21 protein-coding genes are annotated in these 20,417 nt (G+C 51.7%); 14 read left to right on the top strand and 7 right to left on the bottom strand.

The window, feature by feature from the left end:
- Positions 1-170: 170 nt before the first annotated feature.
- The 4 genes from tusA to EDF88_RS16335 all read left to right on the top strand — a co-directional run bounded on the left by tusA (position 171) and on the right by EDF88_RS16335 (position 3,446).
- Entirely contained in the window at positions 171-416 is a 246-nt protein-coding gene (tusA, locus tag EDF88_RS16350) for a sulfurtransferase TusA (protein ID WP_064514924.1), read from the top strand.
- Positions 417-614: 198 nt separating this feature from the next.
- The gene (locus EDF88_RS16345) at positions 615-1,598 is read left to right on the top strand and encodes a TRAP transporter substrate-binding protein (RefSeq protein WP_134185858.1); all 984 of its coding nucleotides are present in this window, start codon (positions 615-617) and stop codon (positions 1,596-1,598) included.
- Positions 1,599-1,632: 34 nt separating this feature from the next.
- Positions 1,633-2,142, top strand: a complete 510-nt coding sequence (locus EDF88_RS16340; protein ID WP_064561319.1) for a TRAP transporter small permease — start codon at positions 1,633-1,635, stop codon at positions 2,140-2,142.
- 14 nt (positions 2,143-2,156) lie between these two features.
- Positions 2,157-3,446, top strand: a complete 1,290-nt coding sequence (locus EDF88_RS16335) for a TRAP transporter large permease (RefSeq protein ID WP_064514654.1) — start codon at positions 2,157-2,159, stop codon at positions 3,444-3,446.
- Positions 3,447-3,483: 37 nt separating this feature from the next.
- On the opposite strand, the gene EDF88_RS16330 is transcribed toward EDF88_RS16335, so the two are convergent.
- The 4 genes from EDF88_RS16330 to EDF88_RS16315 form a co-directional block, all read right to left on the bottom strand.
- Positions 3,484-3,894 (bottom strand): helix-turn-helix domain-containing protein, encoded by a 411-nt coding sequence (locus EDF88_RS16330; protein WP_134185856.1) that lies wholly within the window; start codon positions 3,892-3,894, stop codon positions 3,484-3,486.
- A complete protein-coding gene (locus tag EDF88_RS16325; RefSeq protein ID WP_134185854.1) occupies positions 3,891-4,202 on the bottom strand; it encodes a type II toxin-antitoxin system HigB family toxin in 312 nt (103 codons plus the stop codon). The genes EDF88_RS16330 and EDF88_RS16325 overlap by 4 nt, the downstream gene beginning before the upstream one ends.
- Positions 4,203-4,344: 142 nt before the next feature.
- On the bottom strand, positions 4,345-6,552 hold the full coding sequence (gene zntA / locus EDF88_RS16320) for a Zn(II)/Cd(II)/Pb(II) translocating P-type ATPase ZntA (RefSeq protein WP_134185852.1): 2,208 nt from the start codon (positions 6,550-6,552) through the stop codon (positions 4,345-4,347).
- 106 nt (positions 6,553-6,658) lie between these two features.
- A complete protein-coding gene (locus EDF88_RS16315; protein ID WP_134185850.1) occupies positions 6,659-7,285 on the bottom strand; it encodes a lysoplasmalogenase in 627 nt (208 codons plus the stop codon).
- Positions 7,286-7,550: 265 nt separating this feature from the next.
- Between EDF88_RS16315 and EDF88_RS16310 the strand changes: the two genes are divergently transcribed.
- A complete protein-coding gene (locus EDF88_RS16310; RefSeq protein ID WP_064514649.1) occupies positions 7,551-7,907 on the top strand; it encodes a DUF2500 domain-containing protein in 357 nt (118 codons plus the stop codon).
- Between the two features lie 138 nt (positions 7,908-8,045).
- Here EDF88_RS16310 and EDF88_RS16305 read toward each other — a convergent pair whose 3' ends face one another.
- The gene (locus EDF88_RS16305; RefSeq protein WP_064561314.1) at positions 8,046-8,315 is read right to left on the bottom strand and encodes a DUF1145 family protein; all 270 of its coding nucleotides are present in this window, start codon (positions 8,313-8,315) and stop codon (positions 8,046-8,048) included.
- A complete protein-coding gene (gene rsmD, locus EDF88_RS16300) occupies positions 8,309-8,902 on the bottom strand; it encodes a 16S rRNA (guanine(966)-N(2))-methyltransferase (protein ID WP_064514645.1) in 594 nt (197 codons plus the stop codon). Before rsmD ends, EDF88_RS16305 begins: the two co-directional genes overlap by 7 nt.
- 160 nt (positions 8,903-9,062) lie before the next feature.
- On the opposite strand from rsmD, the gene ftsY reads away from it, so the two are divergent.
- From ftsY to EDF88_RS16275, 5 genes are all read left to right on the top strand, one after another.
- Positions 9,063-10,775, top strand: a complete 1,713-nt coding sequence (ftsY, locus tag EDF88_RS16295) for a signal recognition particle-docking protein FtsY (RefSeq protein ID WP_134185848.1) — start codon at positions 9,063-9,065, stop codon at positions 10,773-10,775.
- A gap of 2 nt (positions 10,776-10,777) precedes the next feature.
- Entirely contained in the window at positions 10,778-11,446 is a 669-nt protein-coding gene (ftsE, locus tag EDF88_RS16290; RefSeq protein WP_034460521.1) for a cell division ATP-binding protein FtsE, read from the top strand.
- Positions 11,439-12,494 carry a permease-like cell division protein FtsX gene (gene ftsX / locus EDF88_RS16285; protein WP_134185846.1) on the top strand — a complete coding sequence of 352 codons (1,056 nt, stop codon included), beginning with the start codon at positions 11,439-11,441 and terminating at the stop codon, positions 12,492-12,494. Before ftsE ends, ftsX begins: the two co-directional genes overlap by 8 nt.
- Before the next feature lie 256 nt (positions 12,495-12,750).
- Entirely contained in the window at positions 12,751-13,605 is an 855-nt protein-coding gene (gene rpoH, locus EDF88_RS16280) for an RNA polymerase sigma factor RpoH (RefSeq protein WP_034499532.1), read from the top strand.
- 347 nt (positions 13,606-13,952) lie between these two features.
- Positions 13,953-15,056 carry a branched-chain amino acid ABC transporter substrate-binding protein gene (locus tag EDF88_RS16275; RefSeq protein ID WP_134185844.1) on the top strand — a complete coding sequence of 368 codons (1,104 nt, stop codon included), beginning with the start codon at positions 13,953-13,955 and terminating at the stop codon, positions 15,054-15,056.
- 281 nt (positions 15,057-15,337) lie between these two features.
- Here EDF88_RS16275 and panM read toward each other — a convergent pair whose 3' ends face one another.
- A complete protein-coding gene (gene panM, locus EDF88_RS16270; RefSeq protein WP_064514641.1) occupies positions 15,338-15,718 on the bottom strand; it encodes an aspartate 1-decarboxylase autocleavage activator PanM in 381 nt (126 codons plus the stop codon).
- A gap of 416 nt (positions 15,719-16,134) precedes the next feature.
- Between panM and livK the strand changes: the two genes are divergently transcribed.
- The 4 genes from livK (at position 16,135) to livG (ending at position 20,417) form a co-directional block, all read left to right on the top strand.
- Positions 16,135-17,247, top strand: coding sequence for a high-affinity branched-chain amino acid ABC transporter substrate-binding protein LivK (livK, locus tag EDF88_RS16265; RefSeq protein WP_064514639.1), 1,113 nt, complete (start codon positions 16,135-16,137; stop codon positions 17,245-17,247).
- Between the two features lie 196 nt (positions 17,248-17,443).
- Entirely contained in the window at positions 17,444-18,370 is a 927-nt protein-coding gene (livH, locus tag EDF88_RS16260; RefSeq protein WP_064514637.1) for a high-affinity branched-chain amino acid ABC transporter permease LivH, read from the top strand.
- A complete protein-coding gene (locus EDF88_RS16255) occupies positions 18,367-19,653 on the top strand; it encodes a high-affinity branched-chain amino acid ABC transporter permease LivM (protein ID WP_064514635.1) in 1,287 nt (428 codons plus the stop codon). The genes livH and EDF88_RS16255 overlap by 4 nt, the downstream gene beginning before the upstream one ends.
- Complete coding sequence (gene livG / locus EDF88_RS16250) at positions 19,650-20,417, top strand: high-affinity branched-chain amino acid ABC transporter ATP-binding protein LivG (protein WP_034460506.1); 768 nt, start codon at positions 19,650-19,652, stop codon at positions 20,415-20,417. Before EDF88_RS16255 ends, livG begins: the two co-directional genes overlap by 4 nt.

Below are 20,417 nucleotides of genomic sequence, written 5' to 3'. Positions count from 1 at the left end.
AGCCTTTTTAGTGGTGGGGTGAGGGAACCCAATACGCTTTTTAAAGCGGGGGCGATGATACTGCTTTAGTCCCGCTTTGCAATGGTTAATTTTAACGCAATCGTTCACGTGACTTGCACGAGAATCTTCCCGGCGTAAACTATCGCGGTTTGTTAAATTCGAGACCGATGATGACCGATCTTTTTTCTAATCCTGACCACACTCTTGATGCCCTGGGCCTACGCTGCCCGGAACCCGTCATGATGGTACGCAAAACAGTGCGCAATATGCAGGCTGGCGAAACCCTGCTGGTGATTGCTGATGACCCAGCCACTACGCGTGATATCCCTGGATTTTGCATTTTCATGGAACACGAACTGCTTGCTAAGCAAGTGGAATCATTACCTTACCAATACCTGTTGCGTAAAGGCCAGTAACGCCGCGCCAGCCCTTTGCTCCCCGCTTTGGGCTTCTGAACCCTCTTTGCATCTCTAATGAACCCCAATTTCATTTTTTGTCGCTTTTTGTGAAGTGCTTCACCCACGCTTTTCTCCACGTAGTCTAATTTTTAAACGACAAATTAAAACATTGTTTTACTTCCTACCTCACATTTCTACCTCTGCTGGAGCGACACAATGAAGAAGACCTTTCTGCCTGCTTTTGCTGGTTTATGTCTGTCTACCGCGTCAGTTCTGTTTGCACATTCTGCTATCGCGCAAGTGATTAAAGCTGCCGACGTTCACCCGGAAGGGTATCCGAACGTGGTTGCGGTTCAGCACATGGGCGAAAAACTCAAACAAGAAACCAACGGCGATTTAGAAATTAAAGTGTTCCCAAGCGGCGTGCTTGGCGATGAAAAACAGATGATTGAACAGGCGCAAATGGGGGCTATCGATATCATTCGCGTTTCGATGGCACCGGTTGCGGCAATCCTGCCAGATGTTGAAGTTTTTACCCTGCCGTACGTGTTCCGCGATGAAGACCATATGCACAAAGTGATCGATGGCGATTTAGGGAAAGAGATTGGCGACAAGCTGACTAACAACCCGAAATCCCGCCTGGTCTTCCTCGGCTGGATGGACTCCGGTACACGTAACCTGATCACTAAAAAACCGGTGGTGAAGCCTGAAGATCTCAAAGGCATGAAAATCCGCGTTCAGGGCAGTCCAGTAGCACTCGCAACACTTAAAGACATGGGCGCAAACTCGGTTGCGATGGGGGTGAGCGAAGTGTATAGCGGCATGCAAACCGGCGTTATCGACGGTGCTGAAAACAACCCGCCAACCTTTATTGCCCATAACTACATGCCGGTCGCCAAAAATTACACCTTGAGCGGCCACTTCATCACACCAGAAATGCTGCTTTATTCCAAAGTGAAGTGGGACAAATTAACGCCTGACCAGCAGCAAAAAATCCTTACCCTGGCGCGTGCTGCACAAATGGAACAGCGTGAACTGTGGAATGCTTACAACAAACAAGCGCTGGAAAAAATGAAAGCCGGTGGCGTTCAGTTCCATGAAATCGACAAAGCCTGGTTTGTGAAAGCGACTGAGCCGGTTCGTAAAGAGTATGGCGATAAGCACCAGGACCTGATGAAAGCTATTGCTGACGTTAAGTAACTATTGTCGCTAACGCATTTGTGGAGGGCATCTTATGTCCCAACGCTACTCAGACTTGATGGATAAAGTTTATTTGCTGGCGATGGTTATTGCCGGGCTGTCTCTTTTGGTGATGACCATCATTATTCCGATTGGGATTTTCTCGCGTTACGTTCTGAACCGTGGGGAATCCTGGCCGGAACCGGTAGCAATAATCTGCATGGTGACCTTCACGTTCATCGGCGCGGCAGTCAGTTACCGCGCCGGTTCACACATTGCGGTGAATATGCTGACAGACCGCCTGCCGTTGGCGGCGCAGACCTTTTGCGCACGTATCGTCGATTTGCTGATGCTGCTCATCTCACTGGTGATGTTCTATTACAGCTTCTATCTGTGTGCCGATTTATGGGAACAGCCTGTTGCCGAATTCCCGGTTCTCACTTCCGGTCAAACCTACCTCCCGCTGCCTGTCGGCGCGATTTTAATGATTCTGTTTGTTGTCGAGCGACTGCTGTACGGCTCTCAAGAGAACCGCCCAATCGTATTGCTGGGTAATCACGGTTAAGACCAGGGGATAACATGGACGCATTTATATTATTAGCCACACTAGCGGTGCTGCTTGCAGTGGGAATGCCCGTGGCCTTTGCCGTTGGGCTAAGCGCCATCGTGGGTGCGTTATGGATAGATTTGCCGCTGGAAGCGATCATGATTCAAATCACCAGTGGGGTGAATAAATTTACCCTGTTGGCGATCCCGTTCTTTATTCTGGCGGGGGCGATTATGGCGGAAGGGGGAATTGCCCGTCGTCTGGTGAACTTTGCGTATATTTTCGTTGGCTTTATTCGCGGCGGTTTATCGCTGGTGAATATCGTGGCGTCCACTTTCTTTGGCGCGATTTCCGGATCGTCCGTGGCGGATACTGCGTCCATTGGCAGCGTGATGATCCCGGAAATGGAGGCAAAAGGTTATCCACGCGAATATGCTGCTGCGGTTACAGCGAGTGGATCGGTACAGGCGATTTTGATCCCGCCAAGCCATAACTCGGTGATTTACTCGTTAGCTGCAGGCGGCACTGTTTCTATCGCAACGTTGTTCATTGCGGGCGTATTACCAGGGTTACTGCTCGGGGTCAGCTTGATGGTGATGTGCCTAGGGTTTGCCCATAAGCGCGGTTACCCGAAAGGTGAACGCATTCCCTTCAAGCAAGCGGTGAAGATTTTCTTCGATGCACTTTGGGGCCTGATGACGGTGGTAATCATCCTCGGTGGGATTTTGACCGGGGTATTTACCGCAACCGAATCGGCGGCTGTCGCCTGCGTTTGGGCGTTCTTCGTGACCATGTTTATCTACCGTGACTATAAATGGAACGAACTGCCAAAGCTGATGTTCCGCACCGTAAAAACAGTCTCTATCGTTATGATTCTGATTGGTTTTGCGGCAGCATTTGGCGCGGTCATGACTTACATGCAACTGCCGTCACGCATCACCGAGTTCTTCACGTCGCTGTCAGACAACAAGTACGTCATTCTGATGTACCTCAACGTCATGCTGCTGCTGATTGGCACCCTGATGGACATGGCGCCGATTATCCTGATCCTCACGCCAGTACTGCTGCCGGTGACAAATTCGCTGGGCATCGACCCGGTGCATTTCGGGATGATCATGATGGTGAACCTCGGCATCGGTTTGATTACGCCGCCGGTCGGTTCGGTGCTGTTTGTCGCCAGTGCGGTGAGTAAGCAGAAAATCGAAGTAGTGGTTCGCGCTATGCTGCCATTCTACGCCATGTTGCTGGTGGTGCTGGCGATGGTGACCTATATTCCGGCCGTTTCATTGTGGCTGCCGCATATGTTGGGCATGACGAGTTAAGTTAGCTGTCTAACCCTCGTCCCGGTTGGGGTGAGGGTTAGATAAACAATGCGGGAGAAATACCAAATCGCAGGGACAGCTTTCTGATGTGCTCAATAGTGAGCTGGCGTTCTCCGCTCAGTACGCGTGACACCATTGATTTGCTGCCAATTTCTTGCTGAAAATCACTTTGATTCAACTGGTATTGATCCATCAACGTTTTGAGCACGGCAATGCCGGATGGCAGGACATTCATTTGCTCACGAAAGGCGATAACCTCTGGCAGTTGGTTTTCATACTCAGAAATCTTCAGGCTGACTAAATCCAGCAGTGGGTTGGTTGGCTCATTGACCAGCAGATATTCCACCAATTCCAGTGCTGCCAGATACTCTTTCTCACCCGTGTTGCCCGCAAGAAACGGCACGGCGATTTTCAGCGCTTCAGCGGCTTTAAGTGCGTCTGCAATCATCTTTTCTTTCCCCGGTGAGTTTCGGTAAATCTGATGTAATCCGCATGTGTCATGATGTCGCGAACATAAAATTTCTGGCTTTCAAAAAATATGAGCGCAATTAACCGCAATTCGTTACGGGCAATATTGATGACATAGTGCTTGTCGAGATATTTAAAATTATCGAGTGTCGGATAGATTTTCTTGAGTGATTCGGGTGTCGGGGAATACCCTTTTTCGATAATTCGCGCCAGCATGAGAAGTTCTTGTGCATGCTGAGGAAATCTTTTGCTGGCTTCGCTCAATGCTCTTAGAGAGATCAAATGCATACTTCGTCCTGAAGTTGACTATCTGGCAATTAATATACGCCTGGTTGCCAACTAGTCAACCAAGCGCCGAGAAATGCCATTGTCATCTGTGATGATTTTTCTTGCCAGCAGAGCACATTAAATGTCCGAGCCTTAACGCAAATTAACGCTTACGCAGCAACCGCAGAGCATTCGCGGTCACCAGCGCGGTCGCACCCGAATCGGCTAACACGGCAAGCCACAGGCCGGTGAGTCCCAGCAGCGTGGTCACCAGGAAAATCCCCTTCAACCCCAACGCGATAGTAATGTTCTGGCGAATATTATTATGCGTCGCCCGGGCAAGACTTATCATGCTGGCCAGCTCTGTCAGGCGGTTGTGCGTCAGTGCAGCATCGGCGGTTTCGAGCGCCACGTCTGTGCCGCTGCCCATGGCGATGCCGATAGTGGCGGCTTTCATGGCGGGAGCGTCGTTGATGCCGTCGCCAACCATCGCCAGCGGTGCACGGGCATTGAGTTCATTCACCGCGCTGACTTTGTCGGCAGGCAACAGGCTTGCGCGATAATCCATGCCTAATTCCTGCGCGATGGCAGCTGCTGCACGTGGGTTATCACCCGTTAGCATCACGCTCTGAACACCAAGCTTGTGCAGTGCAGCAACTGCCATTTTTGCATCGCTGCGTAAGGTATCGCGTAATGCCAGAACGCCAAGTAACTTGCCTTCTTGTAACAGGGCAACCACCGTCTGGCCTTCGGCTTCAAGCTGGGTGATTCGCTGCTGCCAGCCTGCATCCAGCACAGTCTCAGCAAGTTTACCCGGTGAACTGAGCAGCAATGTTTCGCCATTGATTGTGGCTTCCACACCAATACCTGCCAGCGCCCGGTGCGCACTGGTGTCGGGCAATGCCAGATTGCGGTTTTGCGCTTCACGCACTATCGCCTGGGCAAGCGGGTGTGACGAGCCAAGTTCCACTGCTGCAGCCAGCGCCAGCAGGTCGTTTTCACCGATCTCGCCATTCACTGCAATGGTGGTGACTTGCGGTTTGCCTGCGGTCAGCGTCCCGGTTTTATCGAAAGCGATATGCTGAATTTTTCCAAGGCGTTCGAGTGCCGCACCGCCTTTAATTAACGCGCCACGGCGAGCGGCCGCCGCAAGCCCTGAGGTGATCGCCGCAGGGGTAGAAATCACCAGCGCACACGGGCAACCAATCAGTAACAGCGCCAGACCTTTATAGATCCACTCGCCCCAGCTTTGCCCGAACAGCAGCGGAGGAATAACCGCCGCGAGCAGCGCAATCGCCATAATAATCGGCGTGTAAATCCGGCTGAAACGGTCGATGAAACGCTCAATTGGCGCCCGGCGTTCATCTGCTTCTTCAATTAAACGCAGGATGCGGTCGATTGCGCTATCGCCTGGTTCGGAAATGACTTCGAGCTGAACAAGTCTGTCGACGCTGGTGCTTCCTGCCGGGACTTTTTCATCTTGCTGGCGTTCAACCGGAATGGACTCGCCGGTTAATGCGCTTTCATCGAAACTGGCAAAAGGCGTTAGCAAGCGGCCATCAGCAGGCAAACGCCCACCGGCAGCGACTTCGATAACATCTCCCGGACGTAAATCAGCGAGCGCGATGCTTTCACGTTCACCGTTACGAATACGAGTCGCGACTTCTGGTTTCAGCGCCATCAGTGCGCTCACACCACGGCGCGCGCGGCTGGCGGCGTAAGATTCCAGGCGTTCACCAATTAAGAACAGCAGTAATACCATCGCGGCTTCTGCGGTCGCCCCGATAAACAGTGCGCCAATGGCGGCAACACTCATCAACGTTTCGATGGCAAACCAGTTACCGGTGCGCATCAGGCGCACTGCCTGGCGTGCGATGGGCCACAGGCCAACCAGTGTGGTGGCGATGAACGCTATGTTGCCGAACGGGTGGTTAAACTGCTCAAGACCCCAGCTCAGCGCCATCATAACTATCAGTAAGATGAGCGGTAAATTTTCATGCCAGGCGGATGTTTTCGGGGCGGGGGCGGCACTGTTTCTCAGGTTGTAACCTGCGGCTTTCACGGCTTTTTCAACGTCGTCTCGAACATCGCGCTGCGCGGTGACCAGGAGTTTTTCCGTGCTGAACAACACCTGAACGCGCTGCACATCGGCAATTTGTTTGACGGCGTTTTCAACTTTGCGGGCGCAGGCGGCGCAGTCCATGCCATCGACCAACCAGCTATAACGTTCGCCGGTATCAGGCAGCATTTCTGTTTCCGGGGCTACAGTGGCGTTGCTACAGCAATCATTACCATGGCATGCGTCCGTTTTTATCGGCAACGGGCTGAGCTTTGACTTCGCAAATTGTGGTGTCTTTGGGGAGTTGAGCATGCGCCCTCCTGGGTAATGATAATGTTCTCATTACGCATGTTACTCTCTGGAGTTGACTCCAGAGTCAAGAGGGAAATTTTAGGGGCGGTAAATACCGCCCGCAAGGTCAAATATACAGAGCGCGGACAATCATAAAGTGCCCGGCAAAATAGCATGCCGCAGCGATGGCGCTGTCACCTGAGAAGCGGCGGCGGTAATGGCTGCCCAGCCAGACTATGTTGCCCAACAGCAGCAGCGTTGCGCCAATAAAGCCTGAGAAACTCGGGCGTGTTGGCAGGAAGAAATAGAGCTCACCGGCCAGCCACACCATCACCAGCGTCATGCCGATAAACGTCAGAATCGGCCAACGGAAGGTTTCGAGGCGTGTCCAAATGACGGCGGTCAGTAGCGCGCCAATAACCAGCAGAACCAGCGGCAAAGGCCAGAAGAAACTGAACGTCATTTGGCTGGCAAAATAGAGGGTATACAACAGGTGCGACAGGAAAAACGCCCCGATGGCATACAACATGCGCTGGGTTGGAAGCAGGGTGAGAGCGTCACCGAGCAGCGTTGCCGCAAGCCCCGCGAGGATCAAATAGCCAGTTGCGTTGAACATCGGCGCTTGCCAGGCCAGCAGTAATAAAAGCAAAAGGGTGACAGGTTTGAAGACCCAGCGTTGCCAGGTTGGCCCACGGTAGGAGGCATCAACGTACAGCCAACCGGAGAAGAATACGGCGATGAATGACCAGAGCATGGCGTGTCCTTTTTCATGCCCTTCATCCTTCAAGCTGCAGGGGTGTTGGCTGCGCTCACTAACCCCAGTCACTTACTCAAGTAAGCTCCTGGGGATTAGCTCCCTTGCCGCCTACCTGCAACTCGAATGCTAAAGGACATTGAATTTAAATGTATCGCACAAAAAGCACGACGCTACCTGTCAGTCTAGTGGTTAACATCGTCAGATGACAACGCCACTGCGTGCAGGGTATTCTTAAAAGTGCCTGACAAATCGAGATAAATCTATGAGTAAAATGCCACTTTTCTTCATTGCTGTTGTTGCGGTTATCGTCGTGGCGGCGTCTTTTCGCTTTGTGCAGCAGCGCCGTCAGAATGCTGAAAATGATGCGGCACCGGTGATGGAAAGAAGCGTATTGGTGGCGACAAAACGTGAATCGCCAACCACCGATCGTCGTACACGACAGCGCCAGGTCACACCTGTCGAAGATACAATGCGTTATGAGGTTTGGTTTCGCCCACAAAGTGGCGGAATGGAACTAAAAATGCGCGTGACGGCAGAGCAGTATCACTCGATGAGCGTGGGTGACGCAGGGACTTTGCAGTACAAGGGAACGCGCTTTGTGGGCTTCATCCCCGACTAATAACAGGCTATTTTATTTGCCATTTTTGACCAGGGCAGTGCTCGGAATCCTCACGTACTGCGTGTACGCTCCGGTTCCTCCGCGCTGTCCGTGTCCAAACTTGCTGCAACAATTACGCCTGGTGGCACCGCATTATGATTATTTACCCTGGCGGAGCTTCTTCTGCCAGACCAGCAGTTCAAACACCCCAAAAATGAAAATCTTAATCTGCTGAGCGCGGCTCAACGGTGGGCTGCCTTTTGGCTGAGTCGATTTCAGCAACGCTAACTGCATACCGTGCATCAGCACGGTGAAGATCAGCGCGACGTTAATGAAGATATTCAGTGGGCGTGGGAATGGATGGACAATATTTAGTAACAAAAATGCCCAGACGCCGAGCATCAGCAATCGGCCTATGTTAATCAGCATGACTCTGCTCCTTGAATTTCACGGCTATACAAACGATATGCGACCTGTCCCGCCACTTTTTCACGATGCAATGACCAGCTTCCAGGCACCGCTGGCGTTCCGTTTTCCACTTCGCTTTCAACGTAAATCAGCGCTTCGTTAGCCAGCCAGCCATTACTTTCCAGTAAGGCTAATGTCTCTTCCAGCAAGCCTTTGCGGAATGGTGGGTCAACAAAAACGATGCTGTGCGGTTCACCGGGCTGCGCCAGGAAATTAAGCGTGTTGGTGTTCACGACTTTTCCGTTGGTCGCTTTCAGCGTGGCGAGATTTTTTTGCAACTGCTGTGAAACATTGCGATCCATCTCCAGCAATGTGGCACGGCTCGCGTAACGCGACAAGGCTTCAAGTCCCAACGCACCGCTTCCTGCAAAACAGTCCAGCACAGTGGCATCGACCATGGTGGGTGCCAGCCAGTTAAACAGCGTTTCACGCACTCTGTCCGTAGTAGGACGCAGGCCAGGGCTGTCTGGAACGGGCAGTTTGCGGCCGCGCCATTGGCCACCAATAATACGGATCTGGCCGGTGCCAGTAGATTGCGGTTTTTTCATGAGACTCACTGCGATGCAATTTCTTGCCGTCTAGTGTAACGGTGTGTGTAAGGCGGGGAAAGTGATAGACTAAGGCATTCATTAGATAATTATTTTCAGTGCCCGTGGCATGCTCAATCGGGCCTGTGCCATGAATTAACAGCGAGGGGTGTGTTCGCAAATGGCGAAAGAGAAAAAACGTGGCTTTTTTTCATGGTTAGGCTTTGGCCAGAAAGAGCAGGCTTCTGAACAAGAACCAGAACAAAAAGTAGCAGAAGAACAACCGGTTGCCGAAGAAGTTGTTGAGCAAATTATTGAAGCTGAACAACCGCAAGCCGCTGACGAAACTGTACAGCCAGAAGAGATTAAGCCAGTAGCGCAAACTGAGATTCAGCCAGAAGTTTTACCTGAAGCTGAACCTGTTGTGCTTGAAAAGCATGAAGAACCTGAAGCCTTCGCTGAAGAGATCGTAGAAGTCACTGAAAAACTCGTCGAAAGCGAAGTGGCTGCGGTTGAAGCGGAAATTATTCCAGAACCAGAACCAGAACCAGAACCAGAACCAGAACCAGAAGTTACCGCGCAAGCTGCGGTCGAACACGAAGAGTTGCCGGTTCCTGAAGAGATAGTCACGCCAGAAGCGGCGCAGGTTGAATCATTAGAAGAGTGGCAGCCTGAGCAAGAACCTGTCGTATCTGAAACTGTTGTCGAAGCGGTCGTTGAAGCCGAACCGGTTGTCGAGACTGAAGAACTTGTTGAACCTGAAGAGGTTGCAGTCGCTCCGGTTGAAGCTATCGCAGTTGAAGACGTCGTAGTTGAAGATATTGCGGTTGAAGAAGTTGTTATTGAAGCTCCGGTAGAAGACGTCGTTGAAGACGTTCCAGTTGCCGCCGCTATCGTTGAAGATGTTCCTGTGGACGTTGAGCCTGAAGAAACTCAGGCCGAAGAGGTCCAGCACGAACAAGAGCGACCAACCAAAGAAGGTTTCTTTGCTCGCCTTAAACGCAGCCTGATTAAAACCAAACAGAACCTCGGTTCCGGATTTATCAGTCTGTTCCGCGGCAAGAAAATCGACGATGATCTGTTTGAAGAACTCGAAGAGCAGCTGCTAATCGCTGACGTTGGTGTTGAAACCACGCGCAAAATCATCACAAATCTGACAGAAGGCGCGAGCCGTAAAGAGTTGCGTGACGCAGAAGCGTTGTACGGTCTGCTGAAAGAAGAGATGGGCGAAATACTCGCGAAAGTTGATGAGCCGCTGAAAGTTGAAGGCAAAACGCCATTCGTTATCCTCATGGTTGGCGTTAACGGCGTGGGTAAAACCACCACCATCGGTAAACTGGCTCGTCAGTTCCAGCAGGAAGGCAAGTCGGTGATGCTGGCGGCGGGTGATACCTTCCGCGCCGCTGCCGTGGAACAACTGCAGGTGTGGGGCGATCGTAACAATATTCCTGTTATTGCTCAGCACACAGGGGCTGATTCCGCCTCAGTGATTTTCGATGCCATTCAGGCCGCGAAAGCACGTAATGTCGACGTCCTTCTGGCGGATACCGCTGGGCGTTTGCAGAACAAATCGCACCTGATGGAAGAGCTGAAGAAAATTGTTCGCGTGATGAAAAAACTGGACGGGGATGCACCGCATGAGGTTATGCTCACCCTTGATGCCAGCACCGGGCAGAATGCGATTAGCCAGGCTAAATTGTTCCATGAAGCCGTTGGATTGACAGGCATTACGCTAACCAAACTCGATGGTACAGCCAAAGGCGGCGTGATTTTCTCCGTTGCCGATCAGTTTGGTATTCCGATTCGCTATATTGGCGTCGGCGAGCGTATTGAGGACTTGCGTCCGTTTAATGCGGGCGATTTTATTGAGGCACTTTTTGCCCGAGAGGATTAACAATGATTCGCTTTGAACACGTTAGTAAGGCCTATCTCGGTGGGAGACAAGCGTTGCAGGGAGTGACCTTCCATATGCAACCTGGCGAGATGGCTTTCCTGACCGGCCACTCAGGCGCGGGGAAAAGTACCCTGCTCAAGCTTATCTGCGGTATTGAGCGGCCAAGCGCCGGGAAAATTGCTTTTGGCGGCCATGATATTAGCCGCCTCAAGAGCCGCGAAGTGCCGTTCCTGCGTCGCCAGATTGGAATGATCTTCCAGGATCACCATCTGTTGATGGACAGAACCGTTTATGACAACGTGGCAATCCCGCTGATCATCGCGGGTGCCAGCGGTGAAGATATTCGCCGTCGCGTTAGTGCGGCACTGGATAAAGTCGGCCTGCTAGATAAAGCGAAGAATTTCCCGATCCAACTCTCTGGTGGTGAACAGCAGCGTGTGGGGATTGCCCGCGCTGTGGTGAACAAGCCCGCCGTGTTATTGGCGGATGAACCAACCGGTAACCTCGATGACGCACTCTCGGAAGGGATTTTGCGTCTGTTCGAAGAGTTCAACCGGGTGGGTGTAACCGTTTTGATGGCGACGCACGACATGGGGCTGATATCCCGCCGTAATTATCGCATGTTGACGTTAAGTGACGGCCATTTGCATGGAGGCCTGGCAGGTGAATAAACGCAGCGCGCTCAATCACATAAAGCGCTTCAGCAACAAGCTGGATAAAATCAACTCGCTGAATAAGCTAGGGGATTTAGGTCGCTCGGTGAAAAAACGTGGCAAAGGGCCTCAGTCGAAAAGCAAATCTCTAAAAGGTGGCGTGAACGAACAGTTCCGTTACGCCTGGCAGGGCGCTTTACAAGACCTGCGCAGCAAGCCATTAGCTACTTTCCTGACGGTGATGGTTATCGCCATCTCCCTGACGCTGCCTAGCGTGTGCTACATGGTTTACAAGAACGTGAATCAAGCTGCCACGCAGTATTATCCTTCCCCACAAATCACGGTTTACCTCGATAAAGCGCTGGATGACAATGCCGCGCAGCAAGTGGTTGGCGCGATTCAGGCAGAAGAGGGCGTCGATAAAGTTAACTATCTTTCCCGTGACGAAGCGCTGGGTGAGTTCCGCAACTGGTCGGGCTTTGGTGGCGCGCTGGATATGCTGGAAGAAAACCCGCTGCCTGCGGTTGCCGTGGTTAACCCGAAACTCGATTTCCAGACTACCGACCACCTGAACACTTTGCGTGACCGCGTCGCCCGTATTAACGGTGTAGACGAAGTGCGCATGGATGACAGCTGGTTTGCACGGCTGGCGTCGCTGACAGGCCTTGTGGGCCGCGTAGCTGCGATGATTGGTGTGCTGATGGTTGCCGCAGTGTTCCTGGTCATTGGTAACAGTGTTCGCCTGAGCATTTTTGCCCGCCGCGACTCCATCAACGTGCAGAAACTGATTGGTGCGACGGATGGATTCATCCTGCGTCCGTTTTTGTATGGCGGTGCGTTATTAGGTTTCAGCGGGGCATTTTTATCGCTGATCCTGACCGAAATTCTGGTGTGGCGGTTATCTTCTGCGGTGACAGAAGTCGCGCAAGTGTTTGGAACTAAGTTCGATCTTACCGGTTTAGGCTTCGATGAATGCCTGCTGTTACTGCTGGTGGCGTCCATGAGTGGATGGTTGGCGGCATGGATCGCAACGGTACAACATTTACGTCGTTTTACCCCAGAGTAAAAATTTTTTGATATACTTGTTCCCTGCTACGAATTACCCGTCAGCAGGGGACACGCTCCCACCTCGGTATGTGTTTCTCCTGCCCAGTTTCATAGCTCTGTCACATTTTGTGTGTAATATATGCACAGCTTTACAGTGAACTTGTGGATAACATCACTGTCTGAGTTTACTGTGGATGGTACGGTTTGGCGCTTGACGTGTGGTCAGGTGCAGCATGGTGTAGCAACCTGTACGTTAGTCTTAAGAGAGGGTTTGAATGACCAAAGAAATGCAAAATTTAGCTTTAGCCCCTGTTGGTAACCTGGAATCTTATATCCGGGCCGCTAATTCCTGGCCGATGTTAACGGCTGAGGAAGAGAAGGAGCTGGCTGAAAAGCTGCATTACCAGGGCGATCTGGAAGCAGCGAAAAGGCTGATCCTGTCTCACCTGCGCTTTGTTGTTCATATCGCTCGTAATTACTCGGGTTATGGCTTGCCGCAGGCTGACTTGATTCAGGAAGGCAACATCGGCCTGATGAAGGCTGTGCGCCGCTTTAACCCGGAAGTGGGTGTCCGTCTGGTGTCGTTCGCCGTGCACTGGATCAAAGCTGAAATTCACGAATACGTTCTGCGTAACTGGCGTATTGTGAAAGTGGCAACCACTAAAGCACAACGTAAGTTGTTCTTTAACCTGCGTAAAACTAAACAGCGTCTGGGTTGGTTCAACCAGGACGAAGTGGAAATGGTCGCCAACGAGCTGGGGGTTTCCAGCAAAGATGTCCGTGAGATGGAATCTCGCATGGCGGCGCAGGACATGACGTTCGACATGGGCAACGACGACGATTCAGACAGCGCGCCAATGGCTCCAGTGCTGTTCTTGCAGGATAAGTCTTCTAACTTTGCCGATGGCATTGAAGACGATAACTGGGAATCGCACGCGGCTGATAAACTCAGCGACGCTATGCTGGGTCTGGACGAGCGTAGCCAGGATATTATCCGTGCCCGTTGGCTCGACGAAGACAACAAAAGCACGCTGCAAGAACTGGCTGACCGCTATGGCGTTTCCGCCGAGCGTGTGCGCCAGCTTGAAAAGAACGCGATGAAAAAACTGCGCATGGCCATCGAAGCGTAAGTTATTCAGCCAGACAAAAAAAACCGCCTTTCGAGGCGGTTTTTTTATGCCCGTCACTTTCCTTCCCTATTGTGAAAAAATTGTTATTCCAAAAACCGCAAATTCGGGTATGTTTTTAACTCTGAGTGCGGCGAAGGCACACGCGGTATTCGCAAATCAAAAATAAAATCGTGCCAAAACAACACAACAATTACCCATTAGCATTCGAGTTGCAGGTAGGCGGCCAGGGAGCTTATCCCGATGAGCTTACTAAGGTAAGTGATTCGGGTAAGTGAGTGCAGCCAACACCCCTGCAGCTTGAAGGATGATGGGTAAATACCAATCACAACAAAAATGGGGATCTCAGGATGAACATGAAGGGCAAAGCGTTATTGGCTGGTTGTATTGCGCTTGCGATGAGCAACGCGGCATTTGCTAAGGACATCAAAGTAGCGGTAGTTGGGGCGATGTCTGGCCCGGTTGCACAGTATGGCGACCAGGAGTTTACCGGTGCAGAACAAGCGGTTGCTGACATTAATGCCAAAGGCGGCATCAAAGGCGACAAACTGGTTATCACTAAATACGACGATGCTTGTGACCCGAAACAAGCGGTAGCGGTCGCCAACAAAGTGGTTAACGACGGCATCAAATATGTTATCGGTCACCTGTGTTCTTCTTCCACTCAGCCTGCGTCTGACATCTACGAAGACGAAGGTATTCTGATGATCACACCAGCGGCAACAGCGCCTGAGCTGACCGCGCGCGGTTACAAACTGACAATGCGCACCACCGGCCTGGACTCCGATCAGGGCCCAACGGCGGCAAAATACATCCTTGAGCATGTAAAACCGAAAAATATCGCGGTAATTCATGACAAGCAGCAGTATGGCGAAGGCCTGGCGCGCTCCGTTCAGGACAACCTGAAAAAAGCGGGCGCTAACGTGGTGTTCTTTGACGGTATCACCGCAGGCGAGAAAGACTTCTCAACGCTGGTGGCACGCCTGAAGAAAGAGAACATCGACTTCGTTTACTACGGTGGCTACCACCCTGAAATGGGCCAGATCCTGCGTCAGTCTCGTGCAGCAGGCCTGAAAACTCAGTTCATGGGTCCAGAAGGTGTGGCGAACGTTTCGCTGTCTAACATCGCGGGTGAATCAGCCGAAGGCTTGTTAGTGACTAAGCCGAAGAACTACGACCAGGTTCCGGCGAACAAACCGGTTGTAGATGCGATTAAAGCGAAGAAACAAGATCCAAGTGGTGCGTTCGTATGGACCACATACGCAGCACTGCAATCTCTGGCTGCAGGCCTGAACAAGTCAGAAGATCCGGCTGAAATCGCGACGTACCTGAAAGGCGCAACGGTTGATACTGTAATGGGTCCGTTGAGCTGGGATCAGAAGGGTGACCTGAAAGGGTTCGAGTTTGGTGTGTTTACCTGGCATGCGAACGGTACTGCTACCGACGCCAAATAATTTATCGGGCACCTTTCGCGCCGCAGATGCGTTGGCTGCGTTGTTACTCGGCCCATCCTTGGGCCTCGCCCTTGTAGGGCCGCTGCAAGCAGCGTTCAAATCTGTTCCTGACAGATTTGTTAACCCCGGTCACTTACTGGAGTAAGCTCCCGGGGATTTCACAACTTGCCGCCTTCCTGCAACGCGAAATGCTTCGATAAACGGGGGAGCGATAACAATTACAGTTATATCCCCCCATTTTTGTAGGTCGGATAAGCGAAGCGTCATCCGACGCTTCTATATCACTTTCCCCAACCGCTATTCTCAGCAGTAAACCCTACCGCTTCCATAAACGCATTCATCACATCGCGGTCTTCTACTCCTGCGTCGCTCATCCACCAACCGGTGATGTCAGGATTATCACGAATTACTTCTTCGACCAGATACTGCCCAACGCCACGGCGACGGGTGATTTCGCGTACCCGCAGCGAATCCAGCGCGGCTTCATTGCCCGCGAGCGTAACCCGCACCGCGCCGAGCAGTCGGTCATTAAATTTTGCAGCGTAAATTCTGTGAGTATCAGTCAAAGCAAGCGAAGCGCTGGAGTATTCCGGCCAGATCTTAGCAAGATCAATCTCATCCTGAGCACTACACTCAAACAGACGAATGATGGTGAGTTTCATAAGCGAGCTAACCAAAAAGCGGGAAAACCCCGAGTGTAACCAATTTATTTGCGCCAGACGCTTTATCTTTTATCTGTCATATACCAGACGATTAATTTTTACGGCAAACGTATGCCAGTTCGATAAGCGGTAGATTGAAATATGGTCAGTATAAAACCCTAAAACCTAGTGATTTATTCCGCTCTTTGTATCGCTATTTTATGCTGAAAAAGCTGCTTTTTTTTGTTTAACTATGAGCAAATACAGAATAATATCTTTGCTTAATAGCCTGAAAAATAGAGAGTTTAGCTTTAAAAATTGTAAATTTTGGCGCTAAGCCCTTAAAGGCGCTCATAAAAATGGTTAAAGGCTAAAAAACACACAGTGCGTTTTTTGGTCACTATAAAACCACATAATCACGAACAGGAATTGGATCTATGAAAATGAACGCGAAGACATTACTCGCTGGAGTTATTGCGCTGGCGGTGTCTCACGCGGCAACCGCAGCAGACATCAAAGTTGCGGTTGTTGGTGCAATGTCTGGCCCGGTTGCGCAGTGGGGCGATATGGAATTCAACGGCGCGCGCCAGGCAATTAAAGACATCAACGCTAAAGGCGGCATCAAAGGCGACAAACTGGTTGCGGTTGAATACGACGATGCTTGTGACCCGAAACAAGCGGTAGCCGTTGCCAACAAAATCGTTAACGACGGTGTGCGTTACGTCATTGGCCACCTTTGCTCCTCTTCCACTCAGCCTGCGTCTGATATCTACGAAGACGAAGGCATCCTGATGATCACTCCGGGTGCAACGAACCCAGAGCTGACTGCCCGTGGTTACAAAATGATTATGCGTACCGCTGGCCTGGATTCTTCCCAGGGCCCAACGGCGTCAAAATACATTCTCGACACTGTGAAACCGAAGCGCATCGCGGTCATTCATGACAAACAGCAATATGGTGAAGGCCTGGCACGCTCTGTACAAGACGGCTTGAAAAAAGGCGGCGCGAACATCGTCTTCTTCGACGGTATCACTGCGGGCGATAAAGACTTTTCCACGCTGGTTGCGCGTCTGCAAAAAGAAAATATCGACTTCGTTTATTACGGCGGCTATTACCCGGAAATGGGTCAGATTCTGCGCCAGGCCCGTGCTGTTGGCCTGAAAACCCAGTTTATGGGGCCAGAAGGCGTGGGTAACGCGTCACTGTCTAACATCGCGGGTGCAGCAGGTGAAGGTATGTTAGTGACCATGCCAAAACGCTATGACCAGGACCCGGCGAACAAAGCTATCGTAGACGAGTTGAAAGCTGAGAAGAAAGATCCGAGCGGCCCGTATGTCTGGATCACTTACGCAGCCGTGCAGTCTCTGGCGACCTCGCTTGAGCGCACGGGTAGTGCAGAACCTGCTGATTTAATCAAAGATTTGAAAGCAAACGGTGCGAAAACCGTGATTGGGCCGCTGAACTGGGATGAGAAAGGCGATCTGAAGGGATTTGATTTTGGTGTCTTCCAGTGGCATGCCGACGGTTCGTCTTCTGTAGCGACGAAATAAATACCCGTCGTCTTTCAAGTTGCAGATGCGTTGGCTACGTTCACTTACCCGAATCACTTAGTTTACTAAGCTCATCGGGATTCGTTCTCTTGCCGCCTTTCTGCGACTTGAAATCCATTGGGTATTGGCCAGTCATTCTGGGTCATCCCACCTCCCCGACGGCTATGCGTTGGGGAGGAATAAATAAGGTTATTGTATGTCCGAGCAGTTCCTCTACTTCCTGCAACAGATGTTTAACGGCGTCACGCTGGGCAGTACTTACGCGCTGATTGCTATCGGTTACACCATGGTTTACGGCATTATCGGCATGATCAACTTCGCCCACGGCGAGGTGTATATGATCGGCAGTTACGTCTCGTTTATGATCATCGCAGCGCTGATGATGATGGGCATTGATGTGGGCTGGATGCTGGTGGGTGCAGGTTTCATTGGTGCTATTGTCATCGCCAGTGCCTACGGCTGGAGCATCGAACGTGTTGCTTATAAGCCGGTGCGTAATTCTAAGCGTCTGATTGCACTGATCTCTGCTATCGGGATGTCCATCTTCTTGCAAAACTACGTCAGCCTGACTGAAGGTTCACGTGATATTGCGCTGCCAAGCCTGTTTAACGGCCAGTGGGTCGTCGGTGCTAGCGACAACTTTACCGCAACCATTACCACCATGCAGTTGGTGATTTGGGTGGTGACATTCCTTGCGATGCTGGCGCTGACGCTGTTTATTCGCTACTCCCGCATGGGTCGTGCGTGCCGTGCGTGCGCAGAAGATTTGAAAATGGCGAGCCTGCTCGGAATTAACACCGACCGCGTTATCTCCCTGACCTTCGTGATTGGCGCAGCCATGGCTGCGGTAGCGGGTGTTCTGCTGGGCCAATTCTACGGCGTTATCAACCCATACATCGGTTTTATGGCCGGGATGAAAGCCTTCACCGCAGCGGTTCTTGGCGGTATCGGCAGTATTCCTGGTGCGATGATTGGTGGCCTGATTTTAGGTGTTGCAGAAGCGCTGACCTCCGCGTATCTGAGCACTGAATATAAAGATGTTGTCTCCTTTGCGCTGCTCATCGTGGTTCTGCTGGTTATGCCTACCGGTATCCTGGGTCGCCCGGAGGTAGAAAAAGTATGAAACCGATGCATGTTGTTTTGGCGCTGCTTTCGGCGGCCATATTTTTCGTGCTGGCGGGCGTCTTTATGGGCGTTCAGCTAAGTCTTGATGGCACTAAGCTTGTAGTCCACAGCGCTGAAACGGTGCGCTGGGAATGGGTGTTGATTGGTACGGCGATTGTCTTCGTCTTCCAGTTACTGCGCCCTGCATTCCAGAAAGGCATGAAAAAAGTCTCCGGGCCGAAGTTTGTGCTGCCTGCGTTAGACGGTTCTACGCCGAAACAAAAACTGTTCCTGGCGGCACTGTTAGTGCTCGCGGTTGCGTGGCCGTTTGTGGTGTCACGCGGTACGGTGGATATCGCCACGCTGACCATGATTTATATCATTCTCGGTCTTGGCCTGAACGTGGTTGTCGGTTTGTCTGGCTTACTGGTTCTGGGCTACGGCGGTTTTTATGCCATCGGCGCTTATACCTTTGCGCTGCTCAACCACTACTACGGTTTAGGGTTCTGGACATGCTTGCCAATCGCCGGCCTGGTGTCTGCGGCGGCAGGTTTCCTGCTCGGCTTCCCGGTGTTGCGTTTACGGGGCGACTACCTTGCGATTGTGACGCTCGGCTTTGGTGAAATCGTCCGTATTTTGCTGCTCAACAACACCGAAATTACCGGTGGCCCGAACGGTATCAGCCAGATCCCAAAACCTACGTTGTTCGGTCTGGAATTCAGCCGCAGCACGCGTGAAGGCGGTTGGGACACTTTCAGCAACTTCTTTAACGTCGCATACAACCCCGGCGACAGGATTATCTTCCTGTACCTCGTTGCGCTGTTGCTGGTTGTGCTGTCGCTGTTTGTGATTAACCGACTGCTGCGTATGCCGCTGGGCCGTGCGTGGGAAGCGTTGCGTGAAGATGAAATCGCTTGCCGTTCGCTTGGCCTGAACCCAACGCGCATCAAACTGACCGCGTTTACCATCAGCGCCGCGTTTGCAGGCTTTGCCGGTACGCTGTTTGCTGCACGTCAGGGCTTTGTTAGCCCGGAATCCTTCACCTTTGCCGAATCTGCATTCGTACTGGCGATTGTCGTGCTGGGCGGTATGGGCTCGCAATTTGCCGTTATCCTCGCCGCCGTGCTGCTGGTGGTGTCGCGTGAATTGATGCGTGATCTGAACGAATACAGCATGTTGGTACTTGGTGGCTTGATGGTGCTGATGATGATTTGGCGTCCACAAGGCTTGCTGCCAATGTCGCGTCCGCAATTGAAGCTTAAAAAAGAGCAAGTGGAACAAGTGAAAGGAGAGCAGGCATGAGTCAGCCATTGTTATCCGTAAACGGCTTGATGATGCGTTTTGGCGGCCTGCTCGCCGTAAACAATGTTTCTCTGGAACTGCATCCACAAGAAATTGTTTCGTTAATCGGCCCTAACGGTGCCGGTAAAACCACGGTGTTTAACTGCCTGACCGGCTTCTACAAGCCATCAGGCGGTACGATTCTGTTGCGTGATCAGCACCTTGAAGGGCTGCCGGGTCAACAAATTGCACGTATGGGCGTGGTGCGTACTTTCCAGCACGTTCGTCTGTTCCGCGAAATGACCGTGATTGAAAATTTGCTGGTTGCTCAGCATATGCAGCTGAAAACGGGAGTGTTCTCAGGTCTTTTGAAAACGCCTGCTTTTCGCCGCTCACAAAGCGAAGCGCTGGACCGTGCTGCAACATGGCTTGATCGTATTGGCCTACTTGAGCAGGCTAACCGCCAGGCGAGCAACCTGGCGTATGGCGATCAACGCCGCCTTGAGATTGCACGTTGCATGGTGACTCAGCCAGAAATTCTGATGCTTGATGAACCAGCGGCTGGCCTTAACCCGAAAGAAACGCATGAGCTCGATGAATTAATCATGGAGTTACGCAACCATCACAACACCACCGTGCTGTTAATCGAGCACGATATGAAACTGGTGATGGGCATTTCTGACAGGATTTACGTGGTAAACCAGGGGACGCCGCTTGCGAACGGCACGCCGGAGCAAATCCGTAATAACCCTGACGTAATCCGTGCATATTTGGGTGAGGCTTAA

The organism is Buttiauxella sp. BIGb0552 (assembly GCF_004366275.1).
GTDB classification, from domain to species: Bacteria; Pseudomonadota; Gammaproteobacteria; order Enterobacterales; family Enterobacteriaceae; genus Buttiauxella; species Buttiauxella gaviniae.
The sequence above is the reverse complement of the archived record's forward strand: the minus strand, read 5'-3'. Positions and strand labels throughout refer to the sequence as shown.

Excerpts from the sequence above, each read along its gene's own strand:
- tusA (WP_064514924.1), top strand. The coding sequence starts at position 171 with ATGACCGATCTTTTTTCTAATCCTGACCACACTCTTGATGCCCTGGGC.
- EDF88_RS16345 (WP_134185858.1), top strand. The coding sequence starts at position 615 with ATGAAGAAGACCTTTCTGCCTGCTTTTGCTGGTTTATGTCTGTCTACC.
- EDF88_RS16340 (WP_064561319.1), top strand. The coding sequence starts at position 1,633 with ATGTCCCAACGCTACTCAGACTTGATGGATAAAGTTTATTTGCTGGCG.
- EDF88_RS16335 (WP_064514654.1), top strand. The coding sequence starts at position 2,157 with ATGGACGCATTTATATTATTAGCCACACTAGCGGTGCTGCTTGCAGTG.
- EDF88_RS16330 (WP_134185856.1), bottom strand. The coding sequence starts at position 3,894 with ATGATTGCAGACGCACTTAAAGCCGCTGAAGCGCTGAAAATCGCCGTG.
- EDF88_RS16325 (WP_134185854.1), bottom strand. The coding sequence starts at position 4,202 with ATGCATTTGATCTCTCTAAGAGCATTGAGCGAAGCCAGCAAAAGATTT.
- zntA (WP_134185852.1), bottom strand. The coding sequence starts at position 6,552 with ATGCTCAACTCCCCAAAGACACCACAATTTGCGAAGTCAAAGCTCAGC.
- EDF88_RS16315 (WP_134185850.1), bottom strand. The coding sequence starts at position 7,285 with ATGCTCTGGTCATTCATCGCCGTATTCTTCTCCGGTTGGCTGTACGTT.
- EDF88_RS16310 (WP_064514649.1), top strand. The coding sequence starts at position 7,551 with ATGAGTAAAATGCCACTTTTCTTCATTGCTGTTGTTGCGGTTATCGTC.
- EDF88_RS16305 (WP_064561314.1), bottom strand. The coding sequence starts at position 8,315 with ATGCTGATTAACATAGGCCGATTGCTGATGCTCGGCGTCTGGGCATTT.
- rsmD (WP_064514645.1), bottom strand. The coding sequence starts at position 8,902 with ATGAAAAAACCGCAATCTACTGGCACCGGCCAGATCCGTATTATTGGT.
- ftsY (WP_134185848.1), top strand. The coding sequence starts at position 9,063 with ATGGCGAAAGAGAAAAAACGTGGCTTTTTTTCATGGTTAGGCTTTGGC.
- ftsE (WP_034460521.1), top strand. The coding sequence starts at position 10,778 with ATGATTCGCTTTGAACACGTTAGTAAGGCCTATCTCGGTGGGAGACAA.
- rpoH (WP_034499532.1), top strand. The coding sequence starts at position 12,751 with ATGACCAAAGAAATGCAAAATTTAGCTTTAGCCCCTGTTGGTAACCTG.
- EDF88_RS16275 (WP_134185844.1), top strand. The coding sequence starts at position 13,953 with ATGAACATGAAGGGCAAAGCGTTATTGGCTGGTTGTATTGCGCTTGCG.
- panM (WP_064514641.1), bottom strand. The coding sequence starts at position 15,718 with ATGAAACTCACCATCATTCGTCTGTTTGAGTGTAGTGCTCAGGATGAG.
- livK (WP_064514639.1), top strand. The coding sequence starts at position 16,135 with ATGAAAATGAACGCGAAGACATTACTCGCTGGAGTTATTGCGCTGGCG.
- livH (WP_064514637.1), top strand. The coding sequence starts at position 17,444 with ATGTCCGAGCAGTTCCTCTACTTCCTGCAACAGATGTTTAACGGCGTC.
- EDF88_RS16255 (WP_064514635.1), top strand. The coding sequence starts at position 18,367 with ATGAAACCGATGCATGTTGTTTTGGCGCTGCTTTCGGCGGCCATATTT.
- livG (WP_034460506.1), top strand. The coding sequence starts at position 19,650 with ATGAGTCAGCCATTGTTATCCGTAAACGGCTTGATGATGCGTTTTGGC.